At 47.8% G+C, this 13,123-nt stretch carries 10 protein-coding genes; 3 read left to right on the top strand and 7 right to left on the bottom strand.

All coding sequences use genetic code 11. The features are described 5' to 3' along the window. Window positions 1-327 precede the first annotated feature (327 nt). Window positions 328-966 carry a 50S ribosomal protein L25 gene (locus HMPREF3090_RS04650; protein ID WP_067972500.1) on the bottom strand — a complete coding sequence of 213 codons (639 nt, stop codon included), beginning with the start codon at window positions 964-966 and terminating at the stop codon, window positions 328-330. A 212-nt stretch (window positions 967-1,178) separates the two neighbouring features. Here HMPREF3090_RS04650 and thrC point away from each other — a divergent pair, with 212 nt between their 5' ends. The 3 genes from thrC (at window position 1,179) to HMPREF3090_RS04635 (ending at window position 4,842) form a co-directional block, all read left to right on the top strand. After that, a complete protein-coding gene (gene thrC, locus HMPREF3090_RS04645; RefSeq protein ID WP_070486063.1) occupies window positions 1,179-2,660 on the top strand; it encodes a threonine synthase in 1,482 nt (493 codons plus the stop codon). 32 nt (window positions 2,661-2,692) lie between these two features. Next, window positions 2,693-2,956, top strand: a complete 264-nt coding sequence (locus HMPREF3090_RS04640; RefSeq protein WP_067972506.1) for a hypothetical protein — start codon at window positions 2,693-2,695, stop codon at window positions 2,954-2,956. Window positions 2,957-3,507: 551 nt separating this feature from the next. Further along, the gene (locus HMPREF3090_RS04635; protein WP_070486061.1) at window positions 3,508-4,842 is read left to right on the top strand and encodes a hydroxymethylglutaryl-CoA reductase, degradative; all 1,335 of its coding nucleotides are present in this window, start codon (window positions 3,508-3,510) and stop codon (window positions 4,840-4,842) included. 63 nt (window positions 4,843-4,905) lie between these two features. Here HMPREF3090_RS04635 and HMPREF3090_RS04630 read toward each other — a convergent pair whose 3' ends face one another. The 6 genes from HMPREF3090_RS04630 to HMPREF3090_RS04600 form a co-directional block, all read right to left on the bottom strand. Then, a complete protein-coding gene (locus HMPREF3090_RS04630) occupies window positions 4,906-6,078 on the bottom strand; it encodes a hydroxymethylglutaryl-CoA synthase (protein ID WP_067972512.1) in 1,173 nt (390 codons plus the stop codon). 856 nt (window positions 6,079-6,934) lie between these two features. After that, complete coding sequence (locus tag HMPREF3090_RS04625) at window positions 6,935-7,669, bottom strand: amino acid ABC transporter ATP-binding protein (protein ID WP_269465296.1); 735 nt, start codon at window positions 7,667-7,669, stop codon at window positions 6,935-6,937. Window positions 7,670-8,921: 1,252 nt separating this feature from the next. Continuing rightward, the gene (uxaC, locus tag HMPREF3090_RS04615) at window positions 8,922-10,355 is read right to left on the bottom strand and encodes a glucuronate isomerase (protein WP_067972521.1); all 1,434 of its coding nucleotides are present in this window, start codon (window positions 10,353-10,355) and stop codon (window positions 8,922-8,924) included. A gap of 25 nt (window positions 10,356-10,380) precedes the next feature. Further along, window positions 10,381-11,418: a sugar kinase gene (locus tag HMPREF3090_RS04610; protein ID WP_070486059.1), complete on the bottom strand. Its 1,038-nt coding sequence runs from the start codon at window positions 11,416-11,418 to the stop codon at window positions 10,381-10,383. Continuing rightward, window positions 11,418-12,068: a bifunctional 2-keto-4-hydroxyglutarate aldolase/2-keto-3-deoxy-6-phosphogluconate aldolase gene (locus tag HMPREF3090_RS04605; RefSeq protein WP_067972527.1), complete on the bottom strand. Its 651-nt coding sequence runs from the start codon at window positions 12,066-12,068 to the stop codon at window positions 11,418-11,420. The genes HMPREF3090_RS04610 and HMPREF3090_RS04605 overlap by 1 nt, the downstream gene beginning before the upstream one ends. A gap of 18 nt (window positions 12,069-12,086) precedes the next feature. Then, window positions 12,087-12,938: an HAD family hydrolase gene (locus HMPREF3090_RS04600; protein ID WP_067972530.1), complete on the bottom strand. Its 852-nt coding sequence runs from the start codon at window positions 12,936-12,938 to the stop codon at window positions 12,087-12,089. Window positions 12,939-13,123 lie beyond the last annotated feature (185 nt).

The following is a 13,123-nucleotide window of genomic DNA, read 5'->3' as shown; positions in this document are numbered from 1 at the left end:
CAAAAATCTTTCGAAGTCTTTCAGACTTCTCCAGCTTTTTGCTCCAGAGGTCCACTTCTACCGCGCTCCCTCACACCCTGTTTTAGTCGGGGTCGCAGTTGCAGACTTGAACTGACTTCACCCAATCGGAAGGATCGGCTAAAGCCGCTCTTTTCCGTTTGGGTTCCAGTCATTCAAGTCTGAACGCAACTGCTCACACCCTGTTTAGTCGGGCTCGCAAAGGCAAAAAGGGAGTGACTTCAGCAAAAGAGAACGACCGGCTATTGCCGCTCTTATCTTTTTTGCCTCCAATCATCCCTTTTTAACCGCCTTTGCTTACACCCTGTTTTAGTCGTCTTCTTCTACGATTTTAGCTTCTTTTTCGTTGATAACTTCTGGTTCTGCTTCAACGACTTCTTCGTCAACTTCTGCTTCTTCAGTTGGAACAGCGATGGAAACGATGACTTCTTCTGGTTCAGTGATGATTTCAGCGTTTTCGATGCCTTCGAAGGTCAAGTCGCCAACGGTAATGTTTTCACCGATGTCTAAGCCTTCAACGTCAGCTACGATGTATTCTGGTGCGGTAGCTGGGTCGATTTTAACGGTTACTTCGAAGAAGTTCAAGGCTGCTACGCCGTCTGGGTTAGCCAGTTTATCTTCGTTTTCGATGTAAACTGGGATATCCATTTCAAGTTTTTCACCCTTCTTGATAGCTTGAAGGTTGACGTTATAGATGATTGGTTTCAAGGCTGCGCGTGAGATATCACGTAGGAAGACAGTGCGTGAGCCTTCGCCTTCAACTTCAAGTTCGAACACAGAGTTGATCCCGAGTTCACGTTCGATTAATTCCACGTCAGCACGGTCCATGCTGATGTTGATTGGTTCTAAGTCGCTAGCATAAACAACGCCTGGTACTAAGTCTTCTTGACGTAATTTCTTAGATGCGTTTGTCCCTGCAGCTTCACGTTTCTTTGCTACAAATTTCATGTATTTACCTCCTGAAATCGATTCGTTTACCTAAAAATAGATACTTTTTAATCTTATCATAAGCAATAGACTATTTTCAAGTCTTCAAATCATAATCCGATGTATCCTCATTATAGCATAATTTTGCAAGAATACAGTTGCAAATGTCTATAAAATTCAATTATGATATAACTATTAGAATCAAGCTAAATAAATTAAAAAGGAGACCCAGCATGTACTATCAATCTACCCGCAATCCTAAGCAAGTTGTCAGTGCTTCCCAAGCCATTCTCCAGGGGCTCGCACCAGACGGCGGCCTCTACGTTCCCCAATCCTTCCCGCAATTCGATCTCAATTGGGACCAGCTCAAGGACTACTCCTACCAAGAGATGGCCGAGTTCATCCTTAGTCCCTTCTTGGATGACTACAGTCCGGAGGCTCTCCGCGCTTGTATCGACGCTGCCTACGACGACAAATTCGATGATCCAAAAATCGCACCCCTAGCCAAAGTTGGCGACCGCTATCACTTGGAACTCTTCCATGGCGCGACCATCGCCTTCAAAGACATGGCCCTATCCATCCTGCCCCACCTGATGACCCAGGCGGCGGCAATCAACCACAACGATAAGGAAATTATTATCCTGACCGCAACTTCTGGGGACACCGGAAAAGCTGCCATGGCGGGTTTCGCAGACGTGCCTTCGACTAAGATTGCTGTCTTCTATCCAGAGGGTGGCGTAAGCGACATCCAAGAAAAGCAGATGCTCACCCAAAAAGGCGCCAACACCTATGTCTACGCCGTTAAGGGAAACTTCGACGATGCCCAGACCCAGGTCAAGGCCCTCTTCAACGACCCTGACCTCCGCCAAAAACTTGCTGACCAAGGGGCCCAGTTTTCTTCAGCCAACTCCATGAATATCGGCCGACTCCTGCCCCAAGTCGTCTACTACTTCTATGCCTATGCGCAATTAGTTAAGGCAGGCGCCATCACCGCCGGAGAAAAAATCGACTTCACCGTCCCCACCGGCAACTTCGGCAATATCCTAGCTGCCTACTACGGCCAACGCTGCGGCCTGCCTGTCAACCACTTGCTCTGTGCCTCTAATGACAACAAGGTCCTCTATGACTTCTTCCAGACCGGGACCTACAACCGCAAACGGGACTTCAAGCTCACCATCTCCCCCTCCATGGACATCCTGGTTTCTTCCAACTTCGAGCGTATGCTCTACCATGCCCTGGGTGACAATAGCGACCACTTGACCGCCCTCATGGCCCAGCTCGACCAGGACGGCCTCTACCAAGTCACCGCAGAAGAATTCCAAGCCTTCCAAGGCATCAGTGGGGAATTTGCTAGCGAAGACGAAACTAAGGACGAAATCAAGCAAGTCTTCGAAGCAAACGACTATCTCATGGACCCCCATACCGCCGTGGCCTCACGGAGCTATCGCAAGTACCTGGACCAAGTAGAAGGCGCCAAAGCCGGTGTCATCGTATCCACCGCCAGTCCCTATAAGTTCCCAGCCACCGTCCTCCAAGCAATTGGTCAAGACGCCGACCAAGCCTCGATCAGCGAACGTTTGGCCAAGCTGCGCGAGCTGAGCGGGGTGCCTTACCCCCAAGCCATCGAAGAACTCGAAGCCGCTGACATCCGCGACAAAAAAATTCTGTCCATCGACCAGATGGAAGCAGAAGTGCTGAAGATTGTGAAGGATTAGAACTATACCCTCAAAAAAATGGCCCCAAAATAGTGCCTCGAGCCTATTTGGGGCATTTTTATTGGAAAGGTGAAATTTACCTGGCCAATGATTCTGACCAGGAGCCAGGAAGCCACAATCGCCAGCCTGGACTGGGGATTGCCTGGAGCCAAGCCACAGAGAAGAGCCTCAATTGTGGCTTACTAACTTTCTATCCACAAGCAGGATGGTCAAGTGAGGATTGGGAAGATTTTACACACAATTGGGACCTTCTAGTGTGGCATGGCAAGACCCTACACACAATTGGGACCTTCTAGTGTGGCTTGGACAGGCTCAACACAGATTAGAATCTTCACCTGCGGCTTGGCAAGCCCCAACACAAGCAGAAGCTCGAATTAAAGCTTAGCTAAGCAAATTCAACAGCGCAAGGCAGAACTACATTGTCACAGTCTGCAAAGTTACCCTCACAACACATTTTTTTACTTTTAATAAATCATTTAAGGGCTCAGCTTGCAATTTACTAATGAGCAGGAGTGGAGCTTGAAAGTGATCGTTAGCCGTGAACGAGCAAGCGAAGCGAATTACGTATCGTAGGCGTAGCCGTACGAGACGTTTGAGTCTCGCTAGGTGAGGGACCTTGGCCCGAACCGGTGCTATGCTTTAGCCGTTGGAGCTTTAGCGACTTACGGATAAAGTACAAGACGGCTTCAGCCGTGTTGATCCCCAGAATATTTAACGATCAAACTCAAAACGGAACGCATGCCCCTAGCACAGTCCCCATCCAACAAGCTACTCCCCTCCAATCTTTTGTCTAAAGACCGGGAATATATTATACTTAAAGCAATGATAATAAAGGAGCGAATCCACCATGAGCAAAAAAATTTGGCGACATTTTCATAAAAAGACCTTGGCCGAGCGCTGGCAGGTCTTAGAAGAAGCAGGCATCCTAGCTGCTGAGACCTGCCAAAGTCTGGCCGAGGGAGAAGGGATGTCCCTGGAGATGGCCGACCAGATGATTGAAAATGTCATCACGACCTACCAGATTCCCATGGGCCTGAGCTTGAACTTGAAAGTTAACGACAAGGCCTATATCGTGCCCATGGTGACCGAGGAACCTAGCGTGGTGGCGGCCAGTAACTTCGCCGGACAAATTGTGAGTGTCGGCTCTGGCTTCCAAGCGGAGGTTATTTCGCGCTTAATGACGGGCCAGGTCTGCCTGACAGGGCCCGATGATCCCAACACCCAGAAGGCCTTCGCTGACTGGGTAAGTAAGCACCAAGAAACGATCCTAGAATGGGCGCGCACTGCCTATCCAGCTATCCTCAAGTACGGCGGCGGCCCACGTGCTGTCCGGTCTGCCTACTATAGCTATCAGGAGCGGGGCTTCTACCTCATCTACCTGGATGTCGATACACAGGAAGCTATGGGGGCTAATATGATGAATACTATGTTGGAAGCCGTCAAGGAACAAAGCTGCCTGGCCCTCAACCAGGCCTTGGCTGAAGATGACAAGCCTCTCTTCGATCCTCTCATGGCCATCCTCTCCAACCACGCCGACCAGTGTTTGGTGCGCGTCCAATGCGACATTCCCGCCCGCAAGCTCAGCCGGCCTGGACTAGCTGGAAGCCTGGTGGCCCAGCGGATTGCCTATGCTAGCGACCTGGCCCAGGTGGACGCTTACCGGGCAGCCACCCACAACAAGGGCATCATGAACGGCATCGATGCGGTCGTTCTCGCCACGGGCAATGATTGGCGAGCGATCGAAGCCGGCGCCCATTCCTACGCCGTTAAGGACGGCGCCTACCGCGGCCTGGCTATTTGGACCTATGATGAAAATAATGAAAGACTCAAGGGCGAACTCTGCCTGCCCCTAGCTGTGGGGACCGCGGGCGGGTCTATCGGCATCCATCCCCAAGCCAAGCTGAGCCAGGACTTGCTCGGTCACTTGCCCGCCCAAGAACTCATGCAGGTCATCGCCGCCATTGGCCTAGCCCAGAACTTAGCCGCCTTGCGCGCCCTAGTTTCTGAAGGCATCCAGTCCGGTCACATGGCCCTCCACGCCCGGTCCGTCGCCATCCAAGTCGGAGCTGAAGGCGAAGAAGTCGCCCAGCTCGCCAAGGCCCTCGCCGAAAGCACCAACATCAACCAAGAAACCGCCCGCGACCTCCTCGCCGACCTCCGCCAAAATAAGACGGATGAATAAAATCAAAGACAAAAGCCCTCTGCCAAGTTTTCCCCGGCAGAGGGCTTTTAATAGTTATTGTTTTTACCGCTTCGCATAATGCCGTTGGTGGTCGGCGATACCTTGGACATAGTAGGTCTCGCTCGGATGTTCAGCTGTCAGGGTCAGCTCGCTGCCATCAGTCGGTAAGACATCGTTAAAGAGCGCTTCATAGCGGTCTACCGAGATCTCCTCGCGTTGGTCTAAGAAGGCTTCGTGGGCCGCCTTATCCTGGCCAGCTTGGAAGTCATCCGCTAAGATCAGGCTAAAGAACTCACCTACCGAACCCGATCCGTAGCTGTACATACCGATCCGGTCCCCCGCTTTGAGGCCCTCTGCCTGGTCCAATAGGCTGATCAAGCTGAGGTAGAGGGAACCTGTGTAAACATTCCCGATCCGCCGGCTGTACTGCTCGCTAGCTTCAAAATAGGTCCGCAGACTATCCTTCTTCTCATCGCTAGCTCCTTTCATCAAGCGGCGGAGGCCCTTGAGCCCCATCTTAGTATAAGGCAGGTGGAAGCAGACCGCTTCGAAATCATCCAAGGTCAGGCCTGTCTCTGCCTGGTACTTGTCCCAGACCTGTTCGAGAACATGGGTGTACTGGCGGAGGGACAACTTGCCGTCCACCATGGCCTTATCTGTATAATTAGGCCGCCAGAAGTCCATCACATCTTCCGTCATGAAGGCAGAGTCTGGGTCGACAAGGGCGAGGCGGGGATTGGCTGCGAGGAGGATAGCCACTGCCCCTGCCCCCTGGGTTGCTTCGCCAGAGGTTTCCAAGCCATAACGGGCAATATCGGAAGCCACGACGAGGACTTTTCGCTCAGGGTGAGTGCGCACATAGTCTAGCCCCAGGTGGAGGGCAGCGGTCGCGCTATAGCAGGCCTCCTTGAGCTCCACCGACCGGGCGAAGGGCTGGATGCCGAGCAGGTGGTGGATGTAGACAGCGGAAGACTTGGACTGGTCAATTCCGCTCTCCGTCCCCACGAGCACCATATCGATGGCCGCCTTGTCCTCCTCCGTCAAGAAGTCAGCCGCATTGGCTCCCATAGTCACGATATCTTGCGTAATTGGCGGCACAGCCATTTGGTCCTGGCCGATTCCTTCATTAAACTTCTTAGGATCCACCCCGCGCGCTTGGGCTAAGTTCGCCATATCGACAAAATAACCCGGCGCATAAAAATCCATCTTATCAATACCCACTGCTAAATTCTGCATACTATCTTCTCCCATACTTGATTAATTTAAAAGCCTGGGAAAACTCCCAGAGATCGTCATATAGTCAATTGTTATTTTATCATCTTTATCGGCAAATATGTACCAATCTTATTTAAGAACTGGTAAAGAAGAGGCATCTAAGAAAACTTGGTCAGGTCTAAAGCACTGGAGCGTCAATGACTGACGGATAAAGTACAAAAGGGGATAAGCCATGATTGATCCTCTAAGCATTCAAGGCCCAAATTCAACAGCGCAAGGCATGCGCATTAGCACCATTTAGTGAAGAAGCAAAAAAAGAGGCTGGGACAAAAGTTCCGGCCTCTTTTTAAAAAGCGAACATTTTTCAAAAACGTGTTCCAAAAGTCAGTCATGACATCCACTTCACGACCTATGTCCAATCGTTTAACAACGATTTCCCATAGTTCGTTCCAGTGGTTCAGGCCTGATCGACTTTTGTCACACTCTCTTCTTATTAGCATTAGTGAATCAAAAAATTAATGCCTTGTAGATAAAAGATATTTAACCATCTATATTGTGAGTGGAATTGGAGCTTTGAAGCTGATCCTTAGCCATTTCAGGATCTAAGGGCAGGGCCAAACTGCGCTTAGGAGTCCTGAGAGCAGATACAAATCGCCAATGTGCACTCGAGAGCTCCGAAAGCAGATAGCAGCTCACCAATTTGCGCTCGAAAAGTTTGAGAACAAATAGCAGCCGCCAATTTGCGCTCGCGAGTCTTAAGAGCAAATAGCAGTTCACCGCACATTTCCCTGCTCACCGACTCCATAATCAGCAAAGAAAAATCAGCTTGGCATCCACTCATGAGCAGCAAGGCATGGTTGCGACCACTATTTTACAATTAATGCAGGACCTTATCCAAGAAGCTCTTAGTCCGTTCATTTTCAGGCTGGCTGAAGAGTTTCTCTGGGACATCCTCTTCAACAATATAGCCTCCATCCATGAAGACAACCCGGTCCGACACCTCGCGAGCAAAGCCCATTTCGTGGGTCACGATCACCATGGTCATCCCCTCTTCGGCCAGGTCCTTCATCACTTCCAGCACGTCCCCAACCATTTCTGGGTCCAAGGCGGAAGTCGGTTCATCGAAGAGCATCAAGTCTGGGCTCATAGCCAAGGCGCGCGCGATCGCCACCCGCTGCTGTTGGCCCCCAGAGAGCGAGTTAGGATAGGCATCAGCCTTGTCCTTTAAGCCCACCGTTTCTAAGAGTTCTAAGGCTTTTTGGTCCGCCTCAGCCTGGCTCAGTTTATTCAATTCCACCGGTGCCAGAGCAATATTCTCTTGAACCGTTAAGTGTGGGAAAAGGTTAAACTGTTGGAAGACCATGCCCACATTTTCCCGGGCCTTGTTAATGTCGATAGAAGGATCGGAAATATTGACCCCGTCGACCATCACTTCCCCAGCGTCAATATCTTCTAAGCGATTCAGACAACGCAGCATGGTCGATTTCCCAGAACCTGAAGGGCCAATCACACAAACCACTTCCCCTTCAGCTACCTTAAAGTTAATGTCCTTCAAAACCTCATTATCGCCAAAGCTCTTCTTCAGCCCTTTTACGATGACTTTATCCATAATGTTCATCCTTTCGCTTTCTCATCATTCTCTTAATTAAAGTAGTCCTATTATAACAAATATATAGCAAACTGACAGCTATTCTTGGCATTTTCCAGTAAAAAATAAGGGTGTGAGACTTGGCGTTTGGACTCGAATGATTGGAGCAATTAAGAATAAGAGCGAAGCATTCGCTCGTTTCTTAATTATGAAATTGCTCCGAGTTTGCCAAGTCGAACCCGACTACAGGCTGTGAGGGCTAGCGCTTAGCTTTCCTTCATTGGCATAAAGGACAAAGTAGCATTAAAAAATATTTCTATATTTATTTATATCATGATAAAATAAATAATAAAGAAAGCGTTTTCTTTTAACTTAATAAAGTATCTGCAGGCCCGTATAAAGTGTATCGATTTCATTGAGGGTGGTCAGTCATGAGAATTTTGCTTATTTTAACTAGTCTATTTATCATCCAATTTTTATTAAACAAGCTAGCTTTACACCTATCATTCGGATCAAACACTAAGAATTCGCAACAAATTAAATATTGTTCCCGCTTCTATATGATTTGGCTTCTTAGTTTGATTCTATTTATCATCATTGATCAATATCTTTTGCCAATAGCTCTTTTTGGATGGATAATTCCTAAATATCTAAAAAGCATTTCCTTTGATTTGGAAGATCTATATGTGTTCATCACGGTCTATATCATTACTTTTGTTCCTCAGTATGTTTTCATCAAACAGATTATAAGAAATACATTTCTCTTAAATCATACCCATCAATTCTTAACGATAATCATAAGCAGTATTTCTATTATTATCTTGTTATTGATACCATATTTTATCATTGTTCCTCTGTTAGCAATTGCCTTATATGGCGTTGCTTAATGCTCCTTAACTGCAGTGCGCTTGTTAGAACCTGTTAGAGGACATCTAAAAGACCAGCCGCCCAGCTGGTCTTCTTTCTTTATTTTCTTTATTATGTAACGCCTAATAGCGAGATACGGCCTTGATTGGCATTGGATCACCTTAACCTTTCCGCTGAAATTTATTGAAAAGCAAGAACAATCCAGTCACTCCTTCCTGCACATAAGAAAAAACTAGCCCAGCATAAACTGGACTAGTTGGATTTGACAATATAAGATTTTTGGGCATAAAGAATGGCCGGAATGAGTCACACTTACTAGGCTTTGCTTTGGCTTAGTCATTCGTAAGTGTCCTCCCTTCTGTCATTCTTCAGCTACTTCTATTGTAGCGAATGCTATGAAATTTGCAAGTTATTTGCCAATTTCTACGGTTTTTTCTTCGTCGTAGAAGAAGTTTACCGCATTGTTGTAGCAGACATTGGTAATGAGTTTCTCTAAGAGAGCGTCATTGTTAGGGATTTCACCGCGTTCTACTAGATCGCCGATGTAATCGCAGAAGAGACGACGGAAGTATTCGTGGCGGGTATAAGAAGTGAAGCTCCGAGAGTCGGTTAACATGCCGACGAAGTTCATCAAGAGGCCAGCTTCAGCGTAGGACTTGAATTGTTTCAACATCCCGTATTTGGTGTCGTTGAACCACCAGCCAGAACCTAATTGACAACGGCTCTTCTGACCATCTTCGTTGCCTTGGAAGTTAGCCAAGGTTGTTGCAACCAGGTCGAAGTAGGTTGGGTTCAATGGGTAGATGATAGTCTTAGGCAATTCGTCGGTCTTGTCCGCAGCGTCTAAGAGACGGTTGAGGGCTTCTGCCACATTGCCTTGGTCGTTGATTGAGTCCAAACCAGAGTCGAAGCCAGTTTTTTCAAACATACGCGTGGAGTTGTCGCGGATGGCACCGAAGTGGATTTGGAATACAAAGTCTTCGCGTTTGTAGATCTTCATCAATTCAACTAAGAGCGCGCTTTGGAATTTAGCGTATTCCAATTCTGTTAAAGCTTGGCCCTTAGCTGCTTTTTGGAAGATTTCTTCGACTTCTTCTTCGGTTGAGTCAGCATAAGCCAAGACTTTCAAGCCGTGGTCAGACACGTGAGAGCCGTGTTCACCGAAGAATTTGATCCGGTCTTCCAAGGATTCCATTAATTTAGCGAAGGAATCGATGTGGATGCCGTTCGCTTCTTCCATCTTAGCTAAGAAGTCAACGAAGGCTTGTTCGCCAGCTTTGAAGGCCCCATCTGGACGGAAGCCAGGTACTACGTCAACGTCAAAGGAATCATCTTCCGCAATTTGTTTGTGGTATTCCAAGCTGTCGAATGGGTTGTCCGTCGTACAGATGAAGGTCACGTTAGAATTCTTGATCAATTGACGCGCGGTTAATTTTTCATCGCGTAATTTCGTATTAACCTTGTCATAGATTTCTTTCCAGTTATCTTCTGATAAGATTTCATCGATGCCGAAGTAACGTTTTAATTCCAATGCATTCCAGTGGAAGAGTGGGTTCCCGATCGTATTTGGAACGGTTTCTGCCCAAGCTTTGAACTTGTCTTCAGCTGGTGCGTCCCCAGTGATTAAATCTTCAGGATAGCCCATAGCACGTAAACCACGCCACTTGTAGTGGTCCCCACCTAAGAAGAGTTCAGTAGCGTTTTCGAATTCATGGTCTTCCGCAATTTCCTGTGGGCTCAGGTGGCAGTGGAAGTCGTAGATTGGCATATCTTCTGCGAAGTCGTGGTAAAGGTGCTTGGCAGTTTCACTCTGTAACATAAAGTCGTCATTAATAAATGGCATAAATGGATTGCCCCTTTCTAATTCATTAGCGTTGGACGTCGAAGTTGCTTCCCCGATACATGAGGGATTCGACATCCTTGAGGTTAACGATGGCCATGTCGCCTGGAATGGTATGTTTCAAGGCAAAGGTCGCATTGGCGAACTGGATGGCCTCAGCGTCAGTGTACTTGTCCGTATTCAAGGCGTAGATCAAGCCGGCTGCAAAAGCATCCCCGCCCCCGATCCGGTCGATGATATCCACATCAAAGACATTGGATGGGTAAAGTTCATGGTCCTTGGCATCGTAGAGATAGGACTGGAGGATATTGCGGCTGGCATTGATAACCTTGCGCTTGGTCAAAGCGATCTTCTCCAACTTGTAGTGGGAAGCAATCTGCTCGAGAATCGGCGCAATAGTATTGAAGTCATAAGGCAGCTTGATGTCGCGGTTGTCCTTGTAGTCATTGCCATCCACATCGGGCAGGAAGAGCGGTTCAATCCCAATTAAGAGATCCGCATAAGGTGCCAGTTCAGCCATGGCATGACGGGCTTCTTCAAAGCCCCAAAGACTGGCCCGGTAGTTCAAGTCCAAGCTGACCTTCATCCCCCGGCGTTTGGCTTCAATCATGCACTGCTTGCTGAGCTCAAAGAGTTCAGGTGACAGGGCGGCTGTAATGCCAGAGGTGTGGAACCAGTTGGCATCTTCAAAGATTAAATCAAAGTCATAGTCTTCCACCTTGGACTCCACAAAAGAAGAGTATTGGCGGTCATAGACGATCTTCGAAGGCCGGATGGAGTGCCCCTTCTCCGCAAAATAGATCCCTAAACGGGGGCCTTGGTGAAGAATGTAGCCGGTGTGTACCCCATTCTTACGCATAAATTCAACAGCTGCGTCACCAATTTCATTAGCAGGCACAGCTGAGATAAAGCTGGCCCACATGCCGAGATGGGCGATAGTGGCCGCAATATTTGCTTCTGAGCCACCGAATGTCGCTTCAAAGTTTTGGGCTTGTGAGAAACGCTCACTGCTCTCAGTCGTTAGCCGAAGCAGGAGCTCTCCCAGAGTTACAACTTTTTTGAGCATTATTTATCAGCCAAGATTGCAGCTAGGCGGTCCGCAAATTCCTTAGCGGTTGCTTTAACGCCTTCTGCCCCTTCTGCTTTGTAGTTTTTGGTAAGTGCTGAGCCCACACCAACTGCCCAAGCACCCTTGTCGATCCATTCTTCCATGTTGTCGATGTTTACGCCACCGGAAGGCATTAATTCAACTTGTGGAAGTGGACCATGGATATCTTTGATGAAGCCAGAACCAAGTACGCCACCTGGGAAGACTTTGACAATTTCGCAGCCTAAAGTTAAAGCTTCTTGGATTTCAGTCGCTGACCCACAACCTGGTAGATAAGGTACTGTGTAGAGGTTACAGATCTTAGCCACTTCAGGGTTCCAAGCTGGGGATACGATAAATTCTGCCCCGTTTAAGATCGCAATGCGAGCTGTCACTGGGTCAAGAACGGTACCAGCCCCAACGACCATGTCCGTGCCCTTGAATTCTTCAGCCAAGCGAGCCATCACGCGTTCAGCCCCTGGAGTGGAGAAGGTCACTTCAATGTTCTTCACGCCGCCTTCATAGCAGGCTTTAGAGGTAATGTAGCCATCTTCTTCGCTTTCCCCACGGATAACAGCGAAAAGATAGTTTTCTTTCATTTGTACAATTGTTTCAGCTTTTTTAGCCATAAGTGCATATCCTCCTAATTATTTGTCGTGTTTAGCTAGGTTGTCTTCGAATTCTTTGATCTTGCTTTCTTGGTATTGACCGGCATAGTCATCGTTCAGGAATTTGTCCAAGCCAGTGCTTTCGAGACCAGCCCAGCTTTCTTCTTCTTGACCGAAGACAATTGGGTAGAAGAGGACACCGTTGTCGGTTGCTGCCTTCAAGTCGCCAGGTGCGTCCCCAACCATCAAGATCTTGTGCTTGTCATAGCCGTGTTCTAAGAGGTTGGCAATAGCATCTTTCTTAGAGCCTGCTTCTTGGCCGTAAACCACGTCCACATAGTCCATTAAACCGTGGCGGGTCCATTCAGAATTGAGGGCTTCTGAGTTAGCCGATGATACGATAGCAAGGTCTGCCTTTTGGCTAATAGCAGCAAGGCCGTCCTTAGCGCCTGGGAAAGGCTTGTCATTGCCAGCTAATTCTTCTTCAATCCCCTTGTTCACCCGTTGTGACCAAGAAAGGGCACGTTTGAGGGACTCATCATCTTGGTCTTTCAAGGTATCTTCTAGGGAACCGTTAGATAAGGATGAAGTCGTTTCAGTCCATTCCGCTAAGGCATCAATATTAATGATGTCCTCGCCAGCTTCTTTAGCATTGTTCAAGCAGATCACTAAAGCCTTGAAGCGGTTAATCCCACGTGTTGATGAGAACAAGTTAACCCGGTTCCAGTCTTCTTGGAATTGGTCTTTATTTTGAATATTAAATTCATCAGCCGCTAATGGCCCAAAATATTCAAAGTGCTTCACATTCATGGTGTCCATTGCACAACCATCAGAGTCCACACATACCAAGTAATCTCTTTGTTTTTCAAATTGTTCAGGTAAATTCGCCAAGATAATTCCTCCTTAAATTGTTTTTATATCTTTTAGTGGTTTCTCATTATTATTTTAGGTAATTTATGATTTCATAGGATGCTATGCTTTCAGTTAGCTATTTACTTATGAGCAGGAATGGAGCTTTGAAGTTGATCGTTAGCCATGAACCAGCAAGCGAAGCGAATTACGGAGCGTAGGCTTTA

Origin of the sequence: Aerococcus sp. HMSC23C02 (assembly GCF_001806805.1) — a bacterium.
Taxonomy (GTDB): domain Bacteria; phylum Bacillota; class Bacilli; order Lactobacillales; family Aerococcaceae; genus Aerococcus; species Aerococcus sanguinicola.
The sequence above is the reverse complement of the archived record's forward strand: the minus strand, read 5'-3'. Positions and strand labels throughout refer to the sequence as shown.

What these genes read in the sequence shown, in the direction of transcription:
- HMPREF3090_RS04630 (WP_067972512.1), bottom strand. Translation starts at nt 6,078, where the DNA reads ATGCAGAATTTAGCAGTGGGTATTGATAAGATGGATTTTTATGCGCCG.
- HMPREF3090_RS04635 (WP_070486061.1), top strand. Translation starts at nt 3,508, where the DNA reads ATGAGCAAAAAAATTTGGCGACATTTTCATAAAAAGACCTTGGCCGAG.
- HMPREF3090_RS04605 (WP_067972527.1), bottom strand. Translation starts at nt 12,068, where the DNA reads ATGGCTAAAAAAGCTGAAACAATTGTACAAATGAAAGAAAACTATCTT.
- uxaC (WP_067972521.1), bottom strand. Translation starts at nt 10,355, where the DNA reads ATGCCATTTATTAATGACGACTTTATGTTACAGAGTGAAACTGCCAAG.
- HMPREF3090_RS04650 (WP_067972500.1), bottom strand. Translation starts at nt 966, where the DNA reads ATGAAATTTGTAGCAAAGAAACGTGAAGCTGCAGGGACAAACGCATCT.
- HMPREF3090_RS04610 (WP_070486059.1), bottom strand. Translation starts at nt 11,418, where the DNA reads ATGCTCAAAAAAGTTGTAACTCTGGGAGAGCTCCTGCTTCGGCTAACG.
- thrC (WP_070486063.1), top strand. Translation starts at nt 1,179, where the DNA reads ATGTACTATCAATCTACCCGCAATCCTAAGCAAGTTGTCAGTGCTTCC.